The following is a 22,974-nucleotide window of genomic DNA, read 5'->3' on the forward strand; positions in this document are numbered from 1 at the left end:
TATCAGTTTTACAGTCCAATCGCCTCTTTTAGACTTTTAAGATAACGACGACTCACCGGAACGGTCAGCCCGTTACGCAAAATCAGTTCCGCCTGGCCGTTGTCTTCCAGACGGATCTCCTGCAATTGCGCCATATTTACCAGATATTGTCTATGACAACGCAGCAGAGGAGTACGGCTCTCCAGCGTCCTGAGCGTCAGCTCAGTGAAGCCTTCTTTACCATCACTGCTGGTCACATATACGCCACTCATACGGCTGCTGATAAACGCCACGTCATCCATTTGCAGCAAATAAATTCGGCTGTGGCCGCTGCACGGAATAAACTTCAGCGCCTGCTGATTTTCTGGCAGGAGTGATACATCCTGCTTCGTGCGCTCCTGACGCAAACGGATCAGCGTTTTTTCCAGTCGAGCTTCTTCGATCGGTTTGAGCAGATAATCAAACGCATGTTCTTCAAAGGCTTTCACCGCATACTCATCAAAGGCGGTCAGAAAAACAATGTACGGACGATGCTCGGGATCAAGCATGCCAACCATTTCCAGGCCGCTGATTCGCGGCATCTGAATATCAAGGAACAGAACATCCGGACGCAATTTATGTACCGCGCCAATGGCTTCCACCGCATTCGAACATTCGCCGACAATCTCGATGTCGCTTTGCTCCTGCAACAGGATCCGCAGATTCTCCCGGGCTAACGGTTCGTCATCGACAATTAGCACTTTGATCATGCCAGTTCCTCCAGAGGAAGTCGTAAAGTGATTCGGGTAAAGCGGTCAGGTTCACACGCTACGCTGATGCCAAAATCATCGCCAAACCGCTCGCGCAGTCGTTTATCGACCAGATTCATACCCAGTCCACTGGCTTCTGATGTTGGCTGATACAGCCCGGCATTGTCTTCGATATCCAGCATCAGATATTGCCCTTCTCGACGGGCGGTAATCGATACTTCACCGGTATCTAATAACTGAGAAGTACCGTGTTTGATAGCATTCTCCACGATGGGTTGCAGAGTAAAAGCGGGTAATTGCTGATGCGAAAGTTCTTCTGGCACCGTCAAGGTCACCTGAAGACGCGATTGGAACCGTGCCTTTTCAATTTGCAGATAAGCATTAACGTGTTCAATTTCATCGGCCAGCGTCACAATTTCCGACGGGCGTTTTAAATTTTTACGAAAGAACGTCGACAGATACTGCACCAGTTGGCTGGCCTGCTCGCTATCACGTCGGATCACAGCTTTGATGGTGTTGAGCGCATTAAACAGAAAATGGGGATTGACCTGGGCGTGCAGGAGTTTTATTTCCGACTGCGTGAGCATCGCTTTTTGCCGCTCATACTGTCCAGCCAGAATCTGCGCCGAAAGCAGTTGGGCGATCCCTTCCCCCAGCGTGCGGTTGATTGAGCTAAAGAGACGGTTTTTGGCTTCATACAGTTTGATGGTCCCCATCACCCGCTGGTTTTCACCCCGCAGAGGGATCACCAGCGTCGAACCTAATTTGCATTGCGGATGCAAAGAGCAGCGATAAGGGACTTCATTGCCGTCGGCATAAACCACCTCTCCGGTTTCAATCGCCCGCTGGGTGTACGAGGAAGAGATAGGTTTGCCCGGCAGATGATGGTCGTCACCAATACCGGTAAATGCCAGCAGTTTCTCACGATCGGTAATCGCCACCGCACCGATATCCAGCTCTTCATACAGCACCTGAGCAACCTTCATGCTGTTAACCTCGTTGAACCCCTGGCGCAAAATCCCTTCCGTTGAAGCGGCAACTTTGAGCGCGGTGGCGGAAAAAGCGGAGGTATATTTTTCAAACATCGCCCGTTTATCGAGCAAAATACGCATAAATAAGGCGGCGCCGACAGTATTGGTCACCATCATAGGCGCGGCAATATTGCTGACCAGTCGATAGGCATCATCAAACGGCCTGGCGATCAATAAGATGATCAACATCTGCACCAGTTCAGCAACAAAGGTAATGGCGCCCGCCGTCAGCGGGCTGAATACTTTATCGGTACGACCACGACGGGTGAGCACGCTGTGCACCAGTCCGCCGAGCAACCCTTCCACAATGGTCGAGATCATGCAGCTAAGCGCCGTCATGCCGCCCATTGAATAACGATGTAAACCACCGGTCAGACCGACTAAGCCGCCAACCACAGGGCCGCCAAGCAGCCCGCCCATTACCGCACCAATAGCGCGAGTATTCGCAATGGAGTCATCAATGTGCAGCCCGAAATAGGTGCCCAAAATGCAGAAAATGGAAAAGGTAACGTAGCAAAGCAGTTTGTGCGGCAGCCGGATAGTCACCTGCATCAGCGGAATAAACAAACGCGTTTTGCTCATGAGCCACGCGATAACGAGAAACACGCACATCTGCTGAAGCAGCAGCAACACCAGATTAAACTCGTACATACCCGCCAACCACACATCTCTTAAAAGCGCGTAACATACATGGGCTGCGCGTAACTTTCTTTGAAGTGTTGCAAAAAAAAAGGAATTTGTGAGAACGATCACTCGAAAGCGCGAGCATGACTACAAACTCACCCATTTATTGATCAAAAAACAGGCAAAACTACCTGGTTCGCAAAAGAGCGTCTAAAGTAAAACTGGGACCTCGCAAGCATAAGTGAGACGACGATGGCGCTTTACACAATAGGTGAAGTGGCTTTGCTTTGTGATATCAACCCTGTCACTTTACGCGCGTGGCAGAGGCGTTACGGATTACTGAAACCGCAACGGACAGACGGCGGACATCGCCTGTTTAACGACGCGGATATCGACAGGATCCGTGAGATAAAACGCTGGATCAACAACGGTGTCCAGGTCAGCAAGGTTAAAATGTTGCTCAGCAATGAGAGCATTGATGTGCATAACGGTTGGCGTGAACAACAAGAGACGCTGTTGAGCTATTTGCAAAGTAATAATCTGCATAGCCTCAGACTGTGGATCAAAGAGCGTGGTCAGGATTATCCCGCACAAACGCTCAACACCCATTTATTCATTCCGTTACGCCGACGTCTGCAATGTCAGCAGCCGATCCTCCAGGCGTTACTGGGGATCCTCGACGGCGTACTGATCAACTACATCGCGATTTGTCTTGCCTCAGCACGCAAGAAACAGGGCAAAGATGCTCTGGTGGTTGGCTGGAACATTCAGGATACGACCCGCTTATGGCTGGAAGGTTGGGTCGCCAGCCAGCAGGGGTGGCGCATCGACGTCCTTGCTCATTCGCTGAACCAACTGCGACCGGAGCTGTTTGAAGGTCGCACCTTGCTTGTCTGGTGCGGCGAGAACCAAACGCCCGCTCAGCAACAACAGCTGAATGAATGGCGCGCGTTGGGTCACGATATTTATCCACTCGGTATTTAATATTCTATTAACAAACGTGTACAATCCTTGGATTCACATAAGGAGTGCATAATGAGCGCAGCTAAAATCGGTGTCATTACCCTCTTCCTGCTGATGGCCATCGGCGGTATCGGCGGTGTCATGCTGGCAGGTTATACCTTTATTTTACGTGCCGGGTAAGATGTCTCGCTAATTTCTCAAAACCGCGGTCAACAATTACCGCTGCCAGCGCGACCAACAGCGCCCCCTGAATCACATAGGCGGTATTGAACCCACTCAGCCCGATAATAATCGGCGTACCCAGCGTGTTCGCTCCAACGGTTGAGGCGATGGTTGCGGTGCCTATATTAATAATCACCGACGTGCGAATCCCGGCCAGAATAACCGGGGCGGCCAGCGGTAACTCTACTTTACGCAGCCGCTGCCCCTGACTCATGCCCATTCCGCTGGCTACCTCAATCACGCTGGGAGAAATACCGCCGAGTCCCGCCAGGGTTGCCTGCAAGATCGGTAATACCCCATACAGGATCAGCGCAATAATTGCCGGTTCAGGACCAAACCCCATCACTGGTACGGCGATCGCCAACACTGCAACTGGCGGAAAGGTCTGCCCCACGGCGGCAATCGTTTCCACTACCGGCCTGAATTCCGCGCCCCAGGGCCGGGTTACCGCAATTCCCGCCCCAACGCCAATCAATACGGCGATAAGGCTTGAGATCCCCACCAGTGTAAAATGGCTCAAAGCCAGCGCCGTAAAACTTTCCTGCTGATACACGGGACGTGGCAACTCAGGAAACAGCGAACTAAACAGGGTCTGACTGTGAGGCAATCCAACCAACAGGATCAGAAACAACGTAACAAGCCACAGCAGTGGATCAGCAAGACGTTTCACGGGTCGGCATCTCCGAAAGCAAATCGCGAAAATGGAGCGTTCCGCAGGGTAACCCCTGCAGCGTCACGACCGGTAAAACGTCGCAACCGCGCGCCACGAACACCGATAACGCATCACGAAGCGTCATCTCATCCACCAGCGGCTCGCCGTCTGAGTGTTCTCCTCGACGGATAAAATCGCCTACCGTACGCAGCGACAACAGACGTACGCCCAGTTCACTGCGGCCAAAAAAGGTTTGTACGAAATCATTCGCTGGCGCAGTGAGCATCGACAGCGGCGTGCCTTGCTGCACGACCTTTCCTGCATCCATCAGCACCAGATGCTCCGCCAGCCTTAGCGCCTCGTCGATATCATGCGTCACCAGCACAATGGTACGCCCGAGCAGACGGTGAATACGCGTCATCTCCTGCTGCAGCGCACCGCGGGTGACCGGGTCCAGCGCGCCAAAAGGCTCATCCATCAATAGCACCTGCGGATCTGCCGCAAGCGCACGCGCAACCCCGACCCGCTGCTGCTGTCCGCCGGAAAGCTGATGCGGATAACGGTGGCGCAAACTTTCCTCAAGACCCAGCAGCGCCATCAGTTCATCTGTTCGGTCATCAATACGTGAGCGCGACCACTTTTGCAGTTGCGGTACGGTGGCGATGTTCTGCGCGACGGTCCAGTGGGGAAACAAGCCAATAGACTGAATCGCGTACCCCATGCGCCGTCGTAGCTCCAGCACCGGCAGGCTACGAATTTCTTCTCCGGCAAAGCGGATCTGCCCGCTGTCGTGTTCAACCAGCCGATTGATCATCTTTAGCGTGGTGGACTTCCCCGAACCTGACGTGCCGATTAACACCGAAAAGCTGCCCTCCCCTAAATGCAGGTTAAGGTCATCAACGGCTTTTTGCTGACCATAGGTTTTACTGACGTGGCGAAATTCAATCATTATTCGATACCTTTAGCAGCGCGAGACCTAAATCAAACAGCGCATCAATCAACACTGCCAGCACAACGACTGGGATCACGCCCAACAGCACTAAATCGACGGCGCTACTGAGCAATCCCTGAAAGACCAGCGCGCCAAATCCCCCTGCTCCAATCAGCGCAGCAATCACCGCCATTCCCACGGTTTGCACCATCACTACCCGTAAACTGCGTAAGAAGACCGGCAATGCCAGCGGGAACTGCACCGAGACAAATCGCTGGAAAGTGTTCATTCCCATCGCTCGAGCGCTTTCCAGTACATCCCGCGGTACCTGATTCAACCCAGCCACAACGCCACGTACCAGCGGTAACAACGCATACAGCACCAACGCAATAAGCGCAGGCGTCATACCGGTTCCCGCGACACCGAACTTGCCCAATAAAGGAAAGTGCTTCACCAACCCGGCAAGCGGCGCAATTAACAGGCCAAACAGCGCGACGGAGGGAATGGTCTGGATGATATTTAGTAGTGCAAATACCGGCCCCTGACGGGCGACAGAGAAAGCACACCAGATGCCCAGTGGCACACCAATAAGCAGCGCGGGCATCACGGTAGCGAACAGAATCGTCAAATGTTGCGCCAGCGCGTCGTTGAAGACATCCTGGCGGTTGGCATATTCTTTAAGCAGAGAAAGATCGTTAAACGTGCCGGAGAACAAAAGCACCAGCGGCACAATGAATATTTGAGCATGCAGCGCCCAACGCCACAGTGCCTGAGCGGTGATGCGACGAATAGCGTCACTGGCGGCCAGCAGTATCAGCCCCACGCCCAACCAGAATCCACTGCCCAGACTGGTTCTGGCCAGCGGACTCCCCGTCTTCGCCAGATACGTTGCCGTTGTACCTGCGGTTACCAGCGCGGCGATCACCAACAGTTGGCAAACGATAAGCGCCAATATATTGCCGGACCTTCCCGGTACAACGCTCAGAAGACACAGCAGCAAACAGGCCACCGCCAATCCCCATGCCGTGTCGGAGCTGATATCCCAGAGTTGACGACCTTCGCCGGACACCAGACGATTAGGGGCATAGCTAATGAAAGGTAGCGCTGCCGCCGCGAAAGTAAGAAGCACCAGCAACAACAGCACCCGATTGACTGAAATATTCGACAAAACACCCACCCGCTGCAAACGCCGTTACTTCACCCATCCTTTTTGCTTCAGGTAATCTGCTGCGACTTTTTTCGCATCCAGCCCCTCCACGGCAATACTGGCATTCAGCTGCTGCAACGTTTTTTCATCCAGACTGGCAAAAACCGGCTGTAGCCACTCTCCCATTTGCGGATAGTCTTTCAGCACAGATTCACGTACGACGGGTGCTGGCGCATAAATGGGCTGGACACCTTTTGGATCGCTTAAAGTTTGCAGACCGAGCGCCGCAACTGGGCCATCAGTGCCATAAGCCATCGCCGCATTGACTCCAGAAGTCTGCTGCGCCGCCGCTTTAATCGTCACCGCGGTATCCCCCCCAGCCAGCGACAACAGCTGATTTTGATTCAGTTTGAAATCATAGGCTTTTTCAAACGCTGGCAGCGCGTCAGCCCGTTCGATGAATTCCGCAGAGGCGGCAAGTTTGAACGTTCCTCCGTCCTTCAGGTAACGGCCTAAATCAGCAAGGGACTCAAGTTTGTTCTTTTGCGCGACATCCTGGCGTACTGCAATGGTCCAGGTGTTGTTGGCGGGTGCAGGGGTTAGCCAGACCAGCTTATTTTGCTCCGCATCCAGCTTTTTCACTTTGTCGAATCCAGCCTGCGCATTTTTCCACGCGGGATCATTTTCATCTTTAAAAAAGAATGCGCCATTACCGGTATATTCCGGATAAATATCCAGCTCACCGGAGGTGATTGCCCCACGAACCACTGGGGTGGTACCAAGCTGTATTTTATTGACGGTTTTCACGCCATGGCTTTCGAGCACCTGCAAAATAATGTTGCCGAGCAGCGCCCCTTCGGTATCTATTTTTGAACCGACCGTGACGGGTGACGCGGCCTGTAAGGGTAGGCTTATCGCAGCTAACAGCGCCAGCGACCCCACCGATACTTTTGAGATTATCATGCTGTACTCCTCATCCTTTTGCAGCCCTTTTCAGAGACTTGAGGAAAAAGCATAGTCGAAAAATCAGGGCTTAACCTGGCAATTGGGGAGTAAGAGAGGGATTCGTTAGCAATAACGTGATGAGAAATAAGAAGCAGACGCGGCGCGTACGTCTAAAGATAAAGGCCGGAAACCCGGCCTTTACTCGCTAATCAATTACAGCAGTTCAAATTCGCCCTGCTTCACTCTGGCGGAATCCACGCCGATGAAAACGTTAAACTTGCCCGGTTCTGCATCGTATTGCATACGCTGATTCCAGAACTTCAGCGCGTCAATGTCAATCGGGAAGCTGACGGTCTGGGTTTCACCCGGCTTAAGATTCACTTTCTCAAAACCTTTCAGCTGTTTTACCGGACGACTCATGGAAGCGGTCACGTCCTGCAAGTACATCTGAATCACCGTCGCACCTTCGCGCTTGCCGGTGTTGGTCACCTGCACGCTGGCCGTCACGGTCCCGTCACGCTTCATCGTTGGAGAAGAGAGCTTCACATCAGAAACCGTGAACGTGGTGTAGCTCAGGCCATAACCAAAGGGATACAACGGACCATTCGCTTCATCAAAGTAGCGCGACGTGTACTTGTTCGGCTTGTCCGCATTATACGGGCGACCGGTATTGAGATGGCTGTAATAGACCGGGATCTGTCCGACAGAGCGCGGGAAAGACATCGGCAGCTTGCCTGAAGGGTTGTAATCACCAAACAGCACATCGGCGATGGCGTTACCACCTTCCGTCCCGGCAAACCAGGTTTCGAGGATCGCATCGGCCTGTTGATCTTCTTTAACCAACGCCAGCGGACGTCCGTTCATCAGTACCAGAACCAGAGGTTTACCGGTGGCTTTCAGCGCGGCAATCAGGTCACGCTGACTCTGTGGAATAGTGATATCGGTGCGGCTGGAAGCTTCATGCGCCATACCCTGCGCTTCGCCGACTACCGCAACCACCACGTCAGACTGCTTCGCTGCGTTCACGGCTTCATCGATCATCGCCTGAGGCGAGCGCGGGTCAACCTTCACCGCCTCTTCATATAGATTGAGGAAATCGACAATGCCTTTGTCGTTGGTGATATTCGCCCCTTTGGCGTACAGCACTTTGCCCTGATCGCCGACGGCATTTTTAATCCCCGTCAGTACCGTTACCGACTGATCGGCAACACCGGCAGCGGACCAACTGCCCATCACATCACGCTTGCTGTCGGCCAACGGACCGACGACTGCCACGGTGGCGGATTTTTTCAGCGGCAACGTTTCCAGACGGTTTTTCAGCAGCACCAGGCTTTCTCGCGCTACTTCACGCGCCTCTTTACGGTGCAAACGGCTTTCCGCGTTGGTGTCCTGTGGGTCAGATTCTTTGGCCCCCAGATGACTGTACGGGTCGTTAAACAGCCCCATATCATATTTCACGTTCAGCACGTGGCGCGCGGCGTCATCCAGCTCCGCCATTGTCACTTTGCCGGATTTAATCAAGCCCGGAAGATATTTGCTGTAATACTCATCGCTCATACTCATATTGATGCCGGACTTGATCGCCACACGCACCGCATCTTCAGGATCGGAGGCAGTACCGTGCTTAATCAGCTCCTTAATCGCGCCGTGATCGGAAACGGTAATACCCTTAAAGCCCCATTCATCACGCAGCACGTCTTTGAGCAGCCATGCAGCTGAGGTTGCAGGCGTACCGTTTAGCGAATTAAGTCCTACCATTACCGCACCGCTACCAGCGTCCAGCCCGGCTTTATACGGCGGCATATAGTCGTTGAACAGACGCTGTGGGCTCATATCGACGGTGTTATATTCCTTGCCACCTTCAACCGCGCCATAAGCGGCGAAGTGCTTGACGCTGGTCATCACCGAATAGCGATCCGCCGGGCTTTTACCCTGCATCGCTTCAACCATGGTTTTCCCCATCGTAGCCGTTAAATACGTGTCTTCACCAAAACCTTCTGAAGCACGGCCCCAACGCGGATCGCGAGAGACATCGACCATCGGCGCCCAGGTCATATTCAGACCATCATCGGCAGCTTCATACGCGGAAATACGGCCAACGGTTCTGACCGCATCGAGATTAAAAGAGGACGCCAGGCCGAGACTTATCGGGAACACGGTACGTTGGCCGTGCAATACGTCGTAGGCAAAAAAGAGAGGAATTTTCAGGCGGCTGAGTTCCATCACCTGATCCTGCATTTTGCGGATATCCTGGCGCGTGACGGTGTTAAAAATTGCCCCAACCTGCCCGTCTTTGATCATCTCGCGGATGGCTTCTTTCGGGTTATCAGGCCCGACGCTTATCAAGCGTAGTTGCCCAATTTTCTCATCCACGGTCATCTGTTTAAGTAAATCGGTAACGAATGCATCCCGCGCTTCTGGCGTCAGAGGATGGTTACCAAACAGCGTGTCCGCCTGCGCTGGTTGCAACGCCAGACTCACCGCGACACCTACAGAACATAGCCATTTCATGTTGATTCTCTCTTTATTTTTTCCCGACGAGGCAGCGAAAATATAACAAAAACCGCAGTTTGCCGTAAGACTAAACGGGAGCGATAAAGAAAGCTAAGGTTATTCTCCTAATTTTCAAAACCAGCGCAAATCATTAGAAGACGAACCAGAGACAATATGAATGAGAAAGCGTATTGTCATACAAAGCGCTATGCTTGTTCCTGATATTGAGTCCCACCACAAGGAGTGGAGAATGTCTTCCATTACAACAGATAATAAAGCTTTCCTGAATGAACTGACCCGTCTGGTTGGTCATTCTCACCTGCTCACTGAACCTGCTAAAACAGCCCGCTATCGCAAGGGATTCCGCTCCGGCCAGGGCGAAGCGCTCGCCGTTGTGTTCCCCGGCTCGCTTTTAGAGCTGTGGCGCGTTCTCAATGCTTGCGTCGCCGCAGATAAAATTATCCTGATGCAGGCCGCCAATACCGGCCTGACCGAAGGCTCTACGCCGAGCGGAAATGATTACGACCGCGAAATTGTCATTATCAGCACCCTGCGCCTGGATAAACTGCACGTCATCGGCAAAGGCGAACAAGTGCTGGCTTATCCCGGTACAACGTTGTATTCGCTGGAAAAGGCGCTCAAACCGTTTGGCCGTGAGCCACATTCTGTGATCGGGTCATCCTGTATTGGCGCTTCGGTAATTGGCGGCATTTGCAACAACTCCGGCGGCTCGCTGGTACAGCGCGGCCCGGCATATACCGAGATGTCGCTGTTTGCGCGTATTGACGAACAAGGTAAATTGCAGCTGGTCAACCATCTGGGTATCGAGCTGGGCCAGACCCCGGAACAGATCCTGAGCAAACTTGATGACGAGCGGATTAAAGATGACGATGTCCGCCACGACGGGCGACACGCGCACGATCACGACTATGTCACCCGCGTCAGAGATATTGAGGCGGACACGCCCGCCCGCTATAACGCCGATCCGGATCGCTTGTTTGAATCATCCGGTTGTGCAGGTAAGCTCGCGGTTTTCGCCGTGCGTCTGGACACCTTCGAAGCCGAAAAAAATCAGCAGGTCTTTTACATCGGTACCAATCAGCCTGAAGTGCTGACGGAAATCCGCCGTCATATTCTGGCAAAATTCGAGCACCTGCCGGTCGCTGGTGAATATATGCACCGCGATATTTACGACATCGCCGAGCAATATGGCAAAGATACGTTTCTGATGATCTACAAGCTCGGCACCGACAAAATGCCGTTCTTTTTCACCCTGAAAGGTCGCACCGATGCGATGCTGGAAAAAGTGAAAATTTTCCGTCCGCATTTCACCGACCGGGCAATGCAGAAATTTGGTCATTTGTTCCCCAGCCACTTACCGGCACGCATGAAAAGCTGGCGCGATAAGTACGAGCATCACCTGCTGTTAAAAATGGCCGGTGGCGGCGTGGCTGAAGCGCAAAACTGGCTCAGCGAGTATTTCAAAACCGCTGAAGGCGACTTCTTTGCCTGTACCCCAGAAGAAGGCAGCAAGGCGTTTTTGCATCGCTTTGCGGCGGCTGGCGCGGCGATTCGTTATCAGGCCGTACATGCCGATGAAGTAGAAGATATTCTGGCGCTGGATATCGCGCTGCGTCGTAACGACACCGAATGGTATGAGCATCTGCCGCCAGAAATCGACAGTCAACTGGTGCATAAGCTCTATTACGGTCACTTTATGTGCTATGTATTCCATCAGGATTACATCGTGAAAAAAGGCGTGGATGCACATGCGCTAAAAGAGCAGATGCTGGAGCTTCTGCACGAGCGCGGAGCACAGTATCCGGCAGAGCATAACGTCGGACATCTGTATAAAGCACCGGAAACATTAACCCGTTTTTACCGCGAGAATGACCCCACCAACAGTATGAATCCGGGTATTGGTAAAACGAGTAAGCAAAAGTTCTGGAAAGAATCGTAGGCCCGATAAGCGTAAGCGCCATCGGGCACGTTGCCGGGGGCGCTTCGCTTGGCCAGCCTACGGTTTAATCGTTTTGCGCGGTTTGCTCACCCGTAGCTGAACCTGCCGCCGCCATCTGCGCCGCTTTTTGCTTTTTGTAGCTCAGCGCTGCCGCCGGAACCGGCATCACCTTGCCGGTTTCAATCCAGGTGCGTAAACGGCTGGCATCGGCAAAGTGGGTATATTTACCGAACGCATCCATCACCACCAGCGCCACCGGTTTGTTATTGATCACGGTGCGCATCACCAGACAGTGGCCTGCCGCATTGGTAAATCCGGTTTTGGTTAACTGAATATTCCAGTTATCGCGGTATACCAGATGGTTGGTGTTACGGAATGGCAGCGTATAAGCCGGGTTGGCAAAGGTCGCCATATCTTCACGCGTAGTGCTTAACTGGCCAATCAGCGGATACTGCTTGCTGGCGATCAGCAGCTTGGTTAAATCACGAGCTGTCGAGACGTTATGAATCGATAAGCCGGTTGGTTCCACAAAGCGTGTCTGAGTCATGCCGAGCGCTTTCGCTTTGGCATTCATGGCTTTAATAAACGCGTTATAACCGCCAGGGTAATGGTGCGCCAGACTGGCTGCCGCACGGTTTTCTGACGACATCAGCGCCAGCAGTAGCATGTCTTTACGGCTAATTTCACTGTTCAGTCGCACACGAGAGTAGATGCCTTTCATTTCCGGTGTCTGACTGATATCAACTTTCAGTTTCTCATCCAACGGCAGTCGTGCATCAAGCACCACCATCGCGGTCATTAATTTGGTAATCGACGCAATCGGACGCACAAGGTCCGGGTGGTTCGAATAGATAACTTTGTTGGTATTCAGATCAACAATCATCGCGCTACCGGACGCTATCTCAGGTTGAGAAGCCGCTGCGGTAGTTGCCGTTTTCGCCACGGCTTGGGGTGCAAAAGGAACGGCCAGCACCAGGGCAAGGCTTAATAATGAAACTCGGAATTTCAGCATGATGAGATTTCTGATAATGGTTCACGCACGTCACAACGCACACCGCCAGAGACTAAGTATTATCTCAAGCTAGCTCAGGCATCATAGCGATCCGGCAGGTTTGCCGCCACAGGAGAATCGTCTCGAAATGCTGCGTTGCTGACTTTTACGTCAACAACGCAGCGCAGACAGGTTTATCCGTCAGAATAATCGGTAGCCGTAACCCCACAGGATTACCGTAATAGCCAGTAGAACTTCCAGCACCAACACACCGATCGCCAGCGTCGAACTGGAAAAACTTAACCCTTCCTCGCGTGTGATATTCAGGAATGTCGGTATGCCGAGATAAAGTAAATAGCCGGTGTAAAACAACGCGATGGTCCCCACCAATGCGCACAGCCAGACCAGCGGATAAAGTGCGACCAGTCCGCTTAAAAACAGCGGCGTCGCGACATATCCTGCAAAAACCATACAATGCGCCAGCGACGGGCGCTGCGGGTAATTACGCGCCATCCACCAGATAACCCGCCCCATAACGGCGACGCCCGCCAGCATCACCCCGTAAAACAGAATTGCCATCGCAAATCCGGTCAACAGAGATAGCTTCAGGATATTGCCATCGCCAAAATTCCAGCCGATTTGTGTAGTACCGATAAACGCGCAAACCACCGGGATTGCCGCCATCAGCAGTACATGGTGGGTATAGTGATGCGAAACGCTTTCGTTTTCGCTGTTGATCACGTGCATTTCACGATCGGGATGGGAAAACAGCCCCCAGACATGGTTCATACCGCCCCCTTGTTGTCAGCTCCGGACCTCAACACTTCAAGTATAATTCAGCTTTTGATTATTTTATGTACACAGAAAAAATACCGAAGCGCCGGGTAAAAAGTTTGTTCAGGCGTAGGCATGATAAGCGAAGCGCCATCATGCATTGGAGAGCTGAGCGACCTTAAGCGCTACTACGCGGCTTTTCCGGCATCAAATAATCATAGGGTGTATGCTATTAGTAGTGGAGGTCATACAATCGTATGGATATAAATCATTATGTTGCGCAATACGGCTATGCTGCGTTAATCATCGGCAGTCTGGCGGAAGGCGAAACCATTACCCTGTTAGGCGGCGTTGCGGCGCATCAGGGCGTCCTGAAATTTCCCCTGGTGGTACTCTCGGTCGCGCTGGGCGGGATGATTGGCGATCAGTTGCTTTATTTACTCGGACGTCGTTTTGGCGGCAAAATTTTGCAGCGTTTCTCGCGCCACCAGGCGAAAATTGATTACGCACAGAAGATGATCCAGCGACGTCCTTACCTGTTTGTGGTCGGTACGCGCTTTATGTACGGCTTTCGCGTTATTGGTCCCTTACTGATTGGCGCCAGTCACCTGCCGCCGAAGATCTTTTTACCGCTAAATATTCTTGGCGCGTTTGTCTGGGCATCGTTATTTACTACTCTGGGCTACATCGGTGGTGAAGTGATAGCGCCGTGGCTGCACAGCCTTGACCAGCATATCAAGCATGGCATCTGGCTGGTGCTGGTTATCGGGATTGTCGCGGGCGTCCGCTGGTGGATGAAACGGCGAAGCACGCGTAAAGCGCAATGAAGATGGCCCGACAGCGGAACACCGTCGGGCCGATTAATCAGGACGCGTGATAACCGCCGCCCAGCGCACTGGTCAACTGAATTGAGGCATCCAGCCATTGGCCTTGCAAAAGCAGACCGTTGCACTGCTCACGTAATGCCGGGATCTTTGCCTCGCTGACCCTGGAGCCCGCAATAATACCCGCATTAAAGCGTGCCTGAGCCAGCCCCACTACGCGCTGAGCGTCATGTTCAATCTGCTGCTGATGCTGATTTTTCTGCGCTAATGTTTCTACCTGCGATGCGGCACGTGCCACGTCATTCACCGCATCCACCACCGCTTTGTTGTAATTCGCCACCGTCAGATTGCTTTGCGCTTTCGTAATATCGAGATTCGCGTTCAGCCTGCCGCTGTCAAAGATAGGCAGTGTCAGCCCGGCGGTTACGCCCATTTGCTGCGCGGAATGGCGGAACAGGTCACTCAGATGTAACGCATCCTGTTGTAAAAATGCCATCAGATTCACATCGGGATAAAACGCCGCTTTCGCCGCATCAATGCTGCTCAGCGATGATTCAATGTACCAGTGCGCCGCCTGTAAATCCGGGCGACGGGCCAGTAGCGAGTAACCCAATTGTGACGGGAGCTGGCTTTCGACCGCGGGCAGTGGGGTCGAATGGAGCTTCAGGGCAGTGGACTGGGCATTGGTCAGCGCGCTCAGCCGTGCTTCAATCACCTTCATTTTACCGCTGACATCATTCAACTGCTGCTCTGTTTTGCTGGAATCAATATCAGTTTCAACGCCTTCCACTGAAGAAGTTAGACCGTTTTGATACAGCTGACGATCGACGGTTATCACATTTTGCTGCTCGTTTTCGATTTGCGTCAGTACGGTTTTCAGCGCCGCCTGCGTCTGCCATTCCCAGTAAAGGCGGGAGACACCGCTCGCCAGCAGCTGCCGGGTTTGCTCGCGCTCAGCCTCACGTGCCTTAACGGCCCCAATACGCGCCGTCACTTCAGCCCGATTTTTACCCCACAGATCCAGATTCCAGCCAGCGGTTAAACCAAGGGTTCCATTGGTGTACCACGGTCCTGTTGTTCCGGCGGCCGGATCGGTAATGGCAAACGGTCCCATCAGCCCCTCAGCTGACATTCTCTGACGCTCAACGTCTGCGGAGAAGTCGATCTCCGGGCCATCCTGTGCTTCCACAGCCTTAGCCTGCGCCTCCGCCAGTTGAATGCGCTGTTCCGCTACCTGCATATCAGGAGAATTTCGCAACGTGCTGTCAATCAACGCATTAAGTTGTGGGTCGTGATATGCCCTCCACCACTGGCTGTCCGGCCAGCCATTTTTTAACGCGGCAGGCAATGTGGTATCGACATTCGCAGCAGGGGTCTGCTGTGACAGAGACTGGCGGTCATCATGCATAGGCGCACAGCCTGCCATCAGAACAATAAGCGGCAACAATGCCGTGGTGATAAACACAGAATTACGATTCATGGAGATATACAGGTAAGAAAAGATGTGCAGAGATTACGACTTGTGGCTTTTGCTTTTTTAGTTACGCGTGGCAATACATCTTTGGCAATAAAAATATAAAATCAGAAAAATATACACCTCGCGAATAATATAGGTTAAATAGTTTTAATAATTAATGGATGGAGATTTTATGTCACAGAATATCTATGACGATCCTGAGTTCTTTGCCGGATATGCCACGCTGGATCGTTCAGTAAAGGGGCTCGACGGCGCGCCAGAATGGCCGACAATACAAGCGATGCTCCCCTCTCTTCAAGGCAAAAACATTCTTGATTTGGGCTGTGGATATGGCTGGTTTTGCCGCTACGCACGCGATAATCAGGCTGCCAGTGTAATGGGACTGGATATTTCACAAAAAATGTTAACTCAGGCGCACAGCATGACGCAGGGTAATGGCATCGTTTATCAGCGTGAAGATCTCGAAACGCTTACCTTGTCCCGAAATTCCTTTGATCTGGTTTATAGCTCGCTTGCCCTGCACTATTTGCACGATATAGAACGATTATTCGTAACCATTTACCAGTCATTAACACCGGGAGGTATGTTGGTTTTCTCTGCTGAGCATCCAATTTATACCGCACCGCTTAACCAGGGCTGGATCAAAGATAAAACCGGGCAACTCTCCTGGCCGATTAATCATTATCAGCAGGAAGGTGAGCGCATCAGTAACTGGTTTGCTGAGGGCGTCAAAAAACAGCACCGTAAGCTGGCGACCTGGATTAATGCGCTGATTGGGGCCGGATTCGACATCGTTTGTGTCGATGAATGGGGACCTTCCGCGCAACAGATTGCTGAAAACCCAGCGTTAGATGAAGAAAAAGAGCGGCCGATGGTGTTTCTGCTCAGCGCACGTAAACCAGCATAACAGCGCCTCCAAGCAGAATGATTAATACTTTCCTATACTCAATCTGAACTTACCAAAAAAAGGAAAGTTAATGAAAATTCTGCTGTGGGTTATTCTGATTATTTTTCTGATTGGACTGTTGGTGGTAACAGGCGTGTTTAAGATGATTTTTTGATATTGCTGCCTATCAGCCAGCCCGGATAAGGCATTAGCATTTAATCCGGTCTGGCGCATCAGCTGTGTTCAAAGGGTAATAGCCTGAATCGCACGCGCGATATCCGGCGAATTGTTTAACGCACGAATTTCCTGAAACAGCGCGGTTGCCTCTGAATATTCTTTTCGCAGATACCCTAACCACTGCTTAATCCGCGCTACATGATACAGCCCGGTGTCCCCCTGCTTTTCAAGACGGGTATATTTTTGCAACAGCGTCACGACATCAGGCCACGGCATACGCGGTTCGTTGTATTTCACCACGCGGCTCAGGTTTGGAATATTTAATGCGCCACGTCCGATCATCACCGCATCGCATCCGCTGATGGCCATACAATCCTGGGCGCTCTGCCAGTCCCAGATTTCGCCATTCGCGATAACCGGAATAGTCAGTCGCTGGCGGATCTCGCCAATCGCCTGCCAGTTAATATGTTCTGCCTTATAGCCCTGTTCCTTGGTTCGACCATGCACCGCCAGTTCGCTGGCGCCAGCCTGCTGCACGGCATCGGCAATTTCAAACTGCCGATCGCTGTTATCCCAGCCCAGACGCACTTTCACCGTCACCGGGAGATGAGCCGGGACCGCCTCGCGCATAGCTTTTGCGCCCCGGTAGATAAGCTCAGGATCTTTCAGTAACGTTGCGCCACCGCCGCTGCCATTCACCAGCTTCGACGGACAACCACAGTTCAGATCGACACCGTACGATCCCAGTTCTACCGCACGCGCCGCATTCTCCGCCAGCCACTGCGGGTACTGCCCCAACAGCTGAATGCGAACCAACGTGCCGGATGGCGTCCGGCTGTTGTTAAGCAGTTCCGGGCAGAGTCGATGAAATACTTTTGCCGGCAGGAGCTGATCCACCACGCGCACAAACTCGGTGATGCACAGATCGTAATCATTCACTTCAGTCAGCAGCTCGCGCACCAGTGAGTCGAGCACGCCTTCCATCGGCGCCAGTAAAACACGCATATCGTCACCCGCAAAAAAAGAGGCGCTATGGTAGCGCCTCCGTTCGGGAGATTAAAGAGGCTCAGCGTGGCAGCAGGCAGTTATCTTCTTTCCAGCCGTATAACCACTCCATACCGCGATAAAATTCCGCCAGCGACTTGTCTTTCCACAACAGATTACGCACCTGACGCTCGACGCCTGCGGCATGGTAGACGCGTCCCATTTCGCGGGTTGACCAGACGATGCGTGCGGTACGCGGAATACGCACCGACTCATACAGCGCGAAGGCATCAGCCGCATCGCCGTCACACTGCTGTAACGCTTTACCTAGCGTGACAGCATCTTCCAGCGCCATACAGGCTCCTTGCGCCATATATTGCGCCACCGGGTGCGCGGCATCTCCCACCAGCGTGATGCGGTCGGTTCCCCATTTCTCTACCGGCTCACGATCGGCGGTTGACCAGCGCCGCCATGACGTCGGTTTATCCAGCATCTGACGAGGGCGTGGATGAATACCCGCAAAATAGGAGAGCACTTCCTCTTTGCTACCATCCTTCACCCCCCACTCTTCCTGCTGACGACTGTGGAAGGTCACCACCAGGTTGTACTGTTTGCCGCCGCGCAGTGGATAGTGCACCAGATGACAATGCGGTCCGGCCCACAATACCGGCGCGTTAATGCGCAAATCTTCCGGCATATCATCGCAATCAATCACGGCGCGATAGACCACGTGCCCGGTAACCCGCGGAGCATCGCCAATCAGAGACTGACGAACAACCGATTTTACACCGTCACAGCCCACCAGAATATCTGCCGTCCAGCTGTTGCCGTGCTCGTCAAATACCGTCACGTCATTCTCTGTCTGGCGAATATCAACCACGTTAGTTGAAGTGCGATACTCAACGTTAGGATGCACCAGTGCCGCTTCCCAAACGCTGGCGTGAATATCAACCCGATGGATAACCGCATAAGGACCGCCAAAGTGATCGCGGAACGCCTGCCCGGTTTCTATCCGTACTACCTCTTTCGCATTTACCGCATCCATCATCGTGATGTGGTCGGTAAAAACGGCGCGTTGACGGGCAACTTCCCCCACGCCAAGGCTGTCCAGAGCAGAGAATGCATTCGGCCCGAGCTGAATACCCGCGCCAATTTCACCAATTTCGTGCGCTTTCTCCAGCAACATCACTTTAATGCCCTGACGGGCCAGCGATAGCGCGGTCGCCGCGCCGCCAATCCCGCCACCCACGATAATTGCGCGTGTCACTTTAGCCATTGTCGTTCTCCTTATCAGGCTGGAATTTTGTCTTGTTGATTCTCGGGCGCGGCGGCGATAAACGCCGGAAGCTGGGTACAGGCATCATATACCGCCTTACAGCGTGGATATCCGCTCAGATCGCAACCCATCCGCAACGCGTTTGCCCACTGCGGGATCAGACAGCAATCCGCCAGCGTCGGTGCGTCCCCCACGCAAAACGTCCCCGAGTGACTCTGGCGCAACATCTGTTCCACCGCGCTTAACCCTTGCTGGATCCAGTGGGCATACCAGCGTTTTTTATCTTCTTCACTGACCTTTAGCTCTTCGCTCAGGTAGCGCAGCACCCGTAGATTGTTTACAGGGTGAATATCGCAGGCGATGGCATAAACGATTTCCAGCACCTTACTACGCGCCGGGAAATCGGCGGGCAGCAGCGGCGACTGTGGAAAGTGGCCATCCAGCCAGTCGGTTATCGCCAGAGACTGCCCGAGTGATTCTCCGTCATCGGTCACCAGCGTCGGCACCAGTCCCACCGCATTCATTCGCCGGTAGGCCAGTTCGTTCTGCTGACCAATGCGAATATTGACGCCCACCGTCTGGTAATCGAGCCCCTTCAGCGCCAGCGCAATGCGTACACGATATGACGCGGAGCTATTAAAGAAACTGTACAGCTTCATTATCCACCTCAGACAATCTTCACGGCGATGGGGGTTAAACCGTCTACGTTTCCGGTGATCACATCCCCTTTCACTACCGCCCCTACGCCTTCGGGTGTACCGGTGTAGATCAGATCGCCTGGCTGCAGTTCGAAAAAGCCTGACAGATAGCTGATGGTTTCATTCACAGACCAGATGAGGTGGCGAATATCGCTACGCTGGTGATCGTCGCCGTTGACCTGCAACCAGATTGGCGCATGGTTAACATCCACACTTTCGCTGGCTTTATGCAACGGCGCGATGGGCGCGGAGAGATCAAACGCTTTGCCGATTTCCCATGGACGCCCCATCTGACGCATCTCCATCTGCCGGTCACGGCGGGTCATATCCAGACCGGTGGCATAGCCCCAGATATATTCGTGCGCTTTTTCCAGCGGAATATCGCTGCCCTTTTTACCAATCGCCACCACCAGCTCTATCTCATAGTGATAGTTATCGGTCTGCGATGGGTACGGCAGTTCAAGGATCTGACCAGCTGCCACCGGGACTATCGCATCAGCAGGTTTACAGAAGAAGAACGGGGGTTCGCGATCCGGATCAAAGCCCATTTCACGCGCATGAGCGGCATAGTTACGGCCCACACAATAAACGCGGCGTACGGGAAATTGTTCATCACTACCAACCACCGGAACGGTAACAGGCGCTTGTGGTTCGAATACATATTGCGTCATTTTCTCTCTCCCAAATTAATAGCGTGCTTCACGGAACAGCCCCAGCGCTTCCTGAACCGGTCTGTCCGAAAAACTGAATAAGACGGTATCTTCGTGGGTCTGGAACGACACGCCGTGCCAGGTCGGCACCACAAAAATATCTTTTGGCGAAAAGTTGAAGGTCTCGTTACCGATGGTGACCTGCCCACTTCCTTCCACCACGTGATAGATAGTGCTGTCAGTGGTACGCGCCATTCGTGAGGAAAAGCCCTGCGGCAACAGTTGCAGGAAGGTTCCCATCGAAGGCATGGGATAACCGCCGGTTACCGGGTTGACGTAACGCATCTTGTAACCGTCCCACTCATCGGCGTCGCCCATACGGGTCAGGTCATGTAGCGCTTCACGGCTGCGATCGTAGCGATAGTTAAAAATCGGCGATGAGTTACCCTTCTGATGACGCAGCGGCAACATATTGGCCGCGTAGCGCGGTAAGTAATCCCCTTCCTGGCGCGTGACCGGCTGCTGATCTTCCGGGTAGTCTTCCGCAAAGCCGCAGCCCAGCAGGTTCACCAGCGGCAAATCCAGACCGTCCAGCCACACCACCGGTTCACTGCCCGGGTTGCCGTGATCGTGCCAGCGCCACTGCGGCGTCAGAATAAAATCGCCTTCATGCATCTGGGTGCGCTCGCCATCCACGGCGGTAAATGCCCCTTTCCCTTCGACAATAAAGCGCAGTGCAGACTGGTTGTGGCGGTGACTCGGCGCAACCTCGCCCGGCATAATTAACTGCAATCCTGCGTACAGCGTTGGGGTGATTGAAGACTGTCCGCGCAACATTGGGTTTTCCAGCACCAGCACGCGGCGAATCGCCTCTTTCGCGCCAATCAGATCGCCACTTTCTAACAGCAGAGGGCGGATCTCCTGATAGTTCCAGTACGCAGGCGCGCAATGTGCGTTCGGGGTTGGCGGCACCAGGCGGTGCAGCGACTCCCACAGAGGGGTCAGATTCTGCCCGGAAATATGCTGGTAAAACTGCTGACGGCTGTTCTTAACATCCTGATTCAGTTCAGACATAGGGATTCTCCTTATTCATTCACAACACCTGCGCGAGGCAGAGTATTTGAGGCAGAGGCCGACTGGCGGATAACAACCGTCAGCAGCGTAAGCATCACCGCGCTGATGGCCGCCGGGACGGCAATAATGAAAAACAGGTTATCGAATGAGAAATTCATCGCCATCATCACGCCGCCAGAAAGCGAGCCGACAATCGCGCCGCAGCGCCCCACCGCATTAGACCAGCTGACGCCCGTCGCCCGGCTTTGTGTCGGATATAGCGTGGCGGTTAACGCATTTAGACCAACCTGAGAACCGCTGATACCAATGCCGGTGCCAAAAATAGCCAGAGCCATCAACCACAGACCGTTCTCGCTCAGGCCAATCATGACGATGCACACTGCGCCCAGTGCATAACTCACGGCCAGCACGCGGAAAGGATTGTATTTATCCATCAGCATGCCCAGCGCCAGCGCCCCCAGCGTTCCTCCAATCTGGAAGGCGGCGGTTACCCATGAGGCATGCTGCAGATCAATTCCACGATGGTTTAACAGCGTTGGCATCCAACTGGAGAGCAGATAAATAATCAGCAAGCTCATAAAGAACACTACCCATAGCATCAGGGTAATGGGCAGCTGTCGCCCGACGAACAGCTGGCGAATGCTTCCTTTAGCAATCGCTGTGTCCTCGTTGAGATAAAAATGGGTAGTGTCATAACGTTCCCGGGTGATGGCGCTAACGGTTCTGGCAATCACGTTTTGCGGCAGTTGGCGACGAACCTGCCAGCGCGGGGATTCCGGTAGCGCAAACAGCAGAGCCACAAACAGCATGAGTGGTAGAACGCCTCCCAGCACCAGAATGCCGTGCCAGCCAATAACCGGCACCAGTTGCGCGCTCACAATTCCACCCATCGCCGACCCCAGGGTAAATCCACAAAACATCATGGTCACCAGCGCGCCACGCCGCCGCGCTGGCAGGTACTCTGACGTCATGGTGATGGTATTTGGCATCGCGCCGCCCAGACCTAACCCGGTAAGAAAGCGCAAAATAACCAGCGTTTGTAGATCGGGAGAAAAAGCCGAAATCAGGCTCAGGGCGCCGAACAGCGCCACGCAGAGTTCAATCACCCGTTTACGGCCAAAACGGTCAGACAATGGGCCGCAGAGCAATGCGCCAGCGGTTAGCCCCAACAGGCCTGCGCCAAACAACGGCGCCAGATCGCCGGCAGTCAGCTGCCAGTGAGTACGAATGTCGGGAGCGATAAAGCCAATAGCTGCGGTATCAAATCCGTCGAGCATGACGACCAGAAAACAGCAAATGATAACGCGCCACTGGGTCTTACCGACGGGAGCGGAATCGATCAGTGCTTGTAGATCACGTTGATGAGTCATAGTGAATGCCTCAGTGCAGGTAGAGTAGATGTCTGTTTTGTTTTAGGTATGTTGCGACTTTGTATGTTTGGAGATGAAATGTACAATGGCTTTTCAT

Annotated in this window: 22 protein-coding genes; 6 read left to right on the forward strand and 16 right to left on the reverse strand. The window is 53.2% G+C overall.

Features of this window, described 5'->3' with window-relative positions; genetic code table 11:
• Positions 1-8: 8 nt before the first annotated feature.
• Positions 9-728: a two-component system response regulator BtsR gene (gene btsR / locus C2U41_RS13150; RefSeq protein ID WP_003840155.1), complete on the reverse strand. Its 720-nt coding sequence runs from the start codon at positions 726-728 to the stop codon at positions 9-11.
• Positions 725-2,410: a sensor histidine kinase gene (locus C2U41_RS13155; protein ID WP_003027348.1), complete on the reverse strand. Its 1,686-nt coding sequence runs from the start codon at positions 2,408-2,410 to the stop codon at positions 725-727. Before C2U41_RS13155 ends, btsR begins: the two co-directional genes overlap by 4 nt.
• A gap of 225 nt (positions 2,411-2,635) precedes the next feature.
• On the opposite strand from C2U41_RS13155, the gene mlrA reads away from it, so the two are divergent.
• Positions 2,636-3,367 carry an HTH-type transcriptional regulator MlrA gene (gene mlrA / locus C2U41_RS13160; protein ID WP_003027351.1) on the forward strand — a complete coding sequence of 244 codons (732 nt, stop codon included), beginning with the start codon at positions 2,636-2,638 and terminating at the stop codon, positions 3,365-3,367.
• Positions 3,368-3,418: 51 nt separating this feature from the next.
• Positions 3,419-3,526 (forward strand): protein YohO, encoded by a 108-nt coding sequence (locus C2U41_RS13165; protein WP_003027354.1) that lies wholly within the window; start codon positions 3,419-3,421, stop codon positions 3,524-3,526.
• Here C2U41_RS13165 and C2U41_RS13170 read toward each other — a convergent pair.
• From C2U41_RS13170 to bglX, 5 genes are all read right to left on the reverse strand, one after another.
• Positions 3,507-4,238, reverse strand: coding sequence for an ABC transporter permease (locus C2U41_RS13170; RefSeq protein WP_103848651.1), 732 nt, complete (start codon positions 4,236-4,238; stop codon positions 3,507-3,509). The genes C2U41_RS13165 and C2U41_RS13170 overlap by 20 nt on opposite strands.
• Positions 4,222-5,169, reverse strand: a complete 948-nt coding sequence (locus tag C2U41_RS13175; RefSeq protein WP_016150643.1) for an ABC transporter ATP-binding protein — start codon at positions 5,167-5,169, stop codon at positions 4,222-4,224. The genes C2U41_RS13170 and C2U41_RS13175 overlap by 17 nt, the downstream gene beginning before the upstream one ends.
• Entirely contained in the window at positions 5,162-6,328 is a 1,167-nt protein-coding gene (locus C2U41_RS13180) for an ABC transporter permease (protein ID WP_032939153.1), read from the reverse strand. The genes C2U41_RS13175 and C2U41_RS13180 overlap by 8 nt, the downstream gene beginning before the upstream one ends.
• Before the next feature lie 15 nt (positions 6,329-6,343).
• Positions 6,344-7,261 (reverse strand): glycine betaine ABC transporter substrate-binding protein OsmF, encoded by a 918-nt coding sequence (osmF, locus tag C2U41_RS13185; protein WP_003840148.1) that lies wholly within the window; start codon positions 7,259-7,261, stop codon positions 6,344-6,346.
• A 195-nt stretch (positions 7,262-7,456) separates the two neighbouring features.
• Positions 7,457-9,754, reverse strand: coding sequence for a beta-glucosidase BglX (gene bglX / locus C2U41_RS13190; protein WP_103848652.1), 2,298 nt, complete (start codon positions 9,752-9,754; stop codon positions 7,457-7,459).
• A 232-nt stretch (positions 9,755-9,986) separates the two neighbouring features.
• On the opposite strand from bglX, the gene dld reads away from it, so the two are divergent.
• Positions 9,987-11,696 (forward strand): D-lactate dehydrogenase, encoded by a 1,710-nt coding sequence (dld, locus tag C2U41_RS13195; protein WP_103849462.1) that lies wholly within the window; start codon positions 9,987-9,989, stop codon positions 11,694-11,696.
• Positions 11,697-11,760: 64 nt separating this feature from the next.
• Here dld and pbpG read toward each other — a convergent pair whose 3' ends face one another.
• Positions 11,761-12,708, reverse strand: coding sequence for a D-alanyl-D-alanine endopeptidase (gene pbpG, locus C2U41_RS13200; RefSeq protein ID WP_003027363.1), 948 nt, complete (start codon positions 12,706-12,708; stop codon positions 11,761-11,763).
• A 180-nt stretch (positions 12,709-12,888) separates the two neighbouring features.
• Complete coding sequence (locus tag C2U41_RS13210) at positions 12,889-13,476, reverse strand: Yip1 family protein (protein WP_003840142.1); 588 nt, start codon at positions 13,474-13,476, stop codon at positions 12,889-12,891.
• A 242-nt stretch (positions 13,477-13,718) separates the two neighbouring features.
• Here C2U41_RS13210 and C2U41_RS13215 point away from each other — a divergent pair, with 242 nt between their 5' ends.
• Complete coding sequence (locus C2U41_RS13215; protein WP_016150646.1) at positions 13,719-14,288, forward strand: DedA family protein; 570 nt, start codon at positions 13,719-13,721, stop codon at positions 14,286-14,288.
• Between the two features lie 37 nt (positions 14,289-14,325).
• Here C2U41_RS13215 and mdtQ read toward each other — a convergent pair whose 3' ends face one another.
• Entirely contained in the window at positions 14,326-15,765 is a 1,440-nt protein-coding gene (mdtQ, locus tag C2U41_RS13220) for a multidrug resistance outer membrane protein MdtQ (RefSeq protein WP_103848654.1), read from the reverse strand.
• 169 nt (positions 15,766-15,934) lie between these two features.
• On the opposite strand from mdtQ, the gene C2U41_RS13225 reads away from it, so the two are divergent.
• The gene (locus C2U41_RS13225; protein WP_060854723.1) at positions 15,935-16,669 is read left to right on the forward strand and encodes a class I SAM-dependent methyltransferase; all 735 of its coding nucleotides are present in this window, start codon (positions 15,935-15,937) and stop codon (positions 16,667-16,669) included.
• 70 nt (positions 16,670-16,739) lie between these two features.
• Positions 16,740-16,823: a small membrane protein YohP gene (yohP, locus tag C2U41_RS30145; protein WP_015572324.1), complete on the forward strand. Its 84-nt coding sequence runs from the start codon at positions 16,740-16,742 to the stop codon at positions 16,821-16,823.
• Positions 16,824-16,891: 68 nt separating this feature from the next.
• On the opposite strand, the gene dusC is transcribed toward yohP, so the two are convergent.
• From dusC to mhbT, 6 genes are all read right to left on the reverse strand, one after another.
• Entirely contained in the window at positions 16,892-17,830 is a 939-nt protein-coding gene (gene dusC, locus C2U41_RS13230) for a tRNA dihydrouridine(16) synthase DusC (protein ID WP_032936675.1), read from the reverse strand.
• 61 nt (positions 17,831-17,891) lie between these two features.
• On the reverse strand, positions 17,892-19,085 hold the full coding sequence (locus tag C2U41_RS13235) for a 3-hydroxybenzoate 6-monooxygenase (RefSeq protein WP_032936673.1): 1,194 nt from the start codon (positions 19,083-19,085) through the stop codon (positions 17,892-17,894).
• 14 nt (positions 19,086-19,099) lie between these two features.
• Entirely contained in the window at positions 19,100-19,744 is a 645-nt protein-coding gene (gene maiA, locus C2U41_RS13240; protein ID WP_032936672.1) for a maleylacetoacetate isomerase, read from the reverse strand.
• 8 nt (positions 19,745-19,752) lie between these two features.
• Entirely contained in the window at positions 19,753-20,454 is a 702-nt protein-coding gene (locus C2U41_RS13245) for a fumarylacetoacetate hydrolase family protein (protein WP_016150651.1), read from the reverse strand.
• 15 nt (positions 20,455-20,469) lie between these two features.
• Positions 20,470-21,507, reverse strand: coding sequence for a gentisate 1,2-dioxygenase (gene gtdA / locus C2U41_RS13250; protein ID WP_003840127.1), 1,038 nt, complete (start codon positions 21,505-21,507; stop codon positions 20,470-20,472).
• 11 nt (positions 21,508-21,518) lie between these two features.
• Positions 21,519-22,877: a 3-hydroxybenzoate transporter MhbT gene (gene mhbT / locus C2U41_RS13255; protein WP_003845195.1), complete on the reverse strand. Its 1,359-nt coding sequence runs from the start codon at positions 22,875-22,877 to the stop codon at positions 21,519-21,521.
• Positions 22,878-22,974 lie beyond the last annotated feature (97 nt).

The sequence above is a fragment of the Citrobacter freundii complex sp. CFNIH4 genome (genome assembly GCF_002934505.1).
Taxonomy (GTDB): Bacteria; Pseudomonadota; Gammaproteobacteria; order Enterobacterales; family Enterobacteriaceae; genus Citrobacter; species Citrobacter freundii.

What these genes read in the sequence shown, in the direction of transcription:
- btsR (WP_003840155.1), bottom strand. Translation starts at nt 728, where the DNA reads ATGATCAAAGTGCTAATTGTCGATGACGAACCGTTAGCCCGGGAGAAT.
- C2U41_RS13155 (WP_003027348.1), bottom strand. Translation starts at nt 2,410, where the DNA reads ATGTACGAGTTTAATCTGGTGTTGCTGCTGCTTCAGCAGATGTGCGTG.
- mlrA (WP_003027351.1), top strand. Translation starts at nt 2,636, where the DNA reads ATGGCGCTTTACACAATAGGTGAAGTGGCTTTGCTTTGTGATATCAAC.
- C2U41_RS13165 (WP_003027354.1), top strand. Translation starts at nt 3,419, where the DNA reads ATGAGCGCAGCTAAAATCGGTGTCATTACCCTCTTCCTGCTGATGGCC.
- C2U41_RS13175 (WP_016150643.1), bottom strand. Translation starts at nt 5,169, where the DNA reads ATGATTGAATTTCGCCACGTCAGTAAAACCTATGGTCAGCAAAAAGCC.
- osmF (WP_003840148.1), bottom strand. Translation starts at nt 7,261, where the DNA reads ATGATAATCTCAAAAGTATCGGTGGGGTCGCTGGCGCTGTTAGCTGCG.
- bglX (WP_103848652.1), bottom strand. Translation starts at nt 9,754, where the DNA reads ATGAAATGGCTATGTTCTGTAGGTGTCGCGGTGAGTCTGGCGTTGCAA.
- dld (WP_103849462.1), top strand. Translation starts at nt 9,987, where the DNA reads ATGTCTTCCATTACAACAGATAATAAAGCTTTCCTGAATGAACTGACC.
- pbpG (WP_003027363.1), bottom strand. Translation starts at nt 12,708, where the DNA reads ATGCTGAAATTCCGAGTTTCATTATTAAGCCTTGCCCTGGTGCTGGCC.
- C2U41_RS13210 (WP_003840142.1), bottom strand. Translation starts at nt 13,476, where the DNA reads ATGAACCATGTCTGGGGGCTGTTTTCCCATCCCGATCGTGAAATGCAC.
- C2U41_RS13215 (WP_016150646.1), top strand. Translation starts at nt 13,719, where the DNA reads ATGGATATAAATCATTATGTTGCGCAATACGGCTATGCTGCGTTAATC.
- mdtQ (WP_103848654.1), bottom strand. Translation starts at nt 15,765, where the DNA reads ATGAATCGTAATTCTGTGTTTATCACCACGGCATTGTTGCCGCTTATT.
- C2U41_RS13225 (WP_060854723.1), top strand. Translation starts at nt 15,935, where the DNA reads ATGTCACAGAATATCTATGACGATCCTGAGTTCTTTGCCGGATATGCC.
- yohP (WP_015572324.1), top strand. Translation starts at nt 16,740, where the DNA reads ATGAAAATTCTGCTGTGGGTTATTCTGATTATTTTTCTGATTGGACTG.
- dusC (WP_032936675.1), bottom strand. Translation starts at nt 17,830, where the DNA reads ATGCGTGTTTTACTGGCGCCGATGGAAGGCGTGCTCGACTCACTGGTG.
- C2U41_RS13235 (WP_032936673.1), bottom strand. Translation starts at nt 19,085, where the DNA reads ATGGCTAAAGTGACACGCGCAATTATCGTGGGTGGCGGGATTGGCGGC.
- maiA (WP_032936672.1), bottom strand. Translation starts at nt 19,744, where the DNA reads ATGAAGCTGTACAGTTTCTTTAATAGCTCCGCGTCATATCGTGTACGC.
- C2U41_RS13245 (WP_016150651.1), bottom strand. Translation starts at nt 20,454, where the DNA reads ATGACGCAATATGTATTCGAACCACAAGCGCCTGTTACCGTTCCGGTG.
- gtdA (WP_003840127.1), bottom strand. Translation starts at nt 21,507, where the DNA reads ATGTCTGAACTGAATCAGGATGTTAAGAACAGCCGTCAGCAGTTTTAC.
- mhbT (WP_003845195.1), bottom strand. Translation starts at nt 22,877, where the DNA reads ATGACTCATCAACGTGATCTACAAGCACTGATCGATTCCGCTCCCGTC.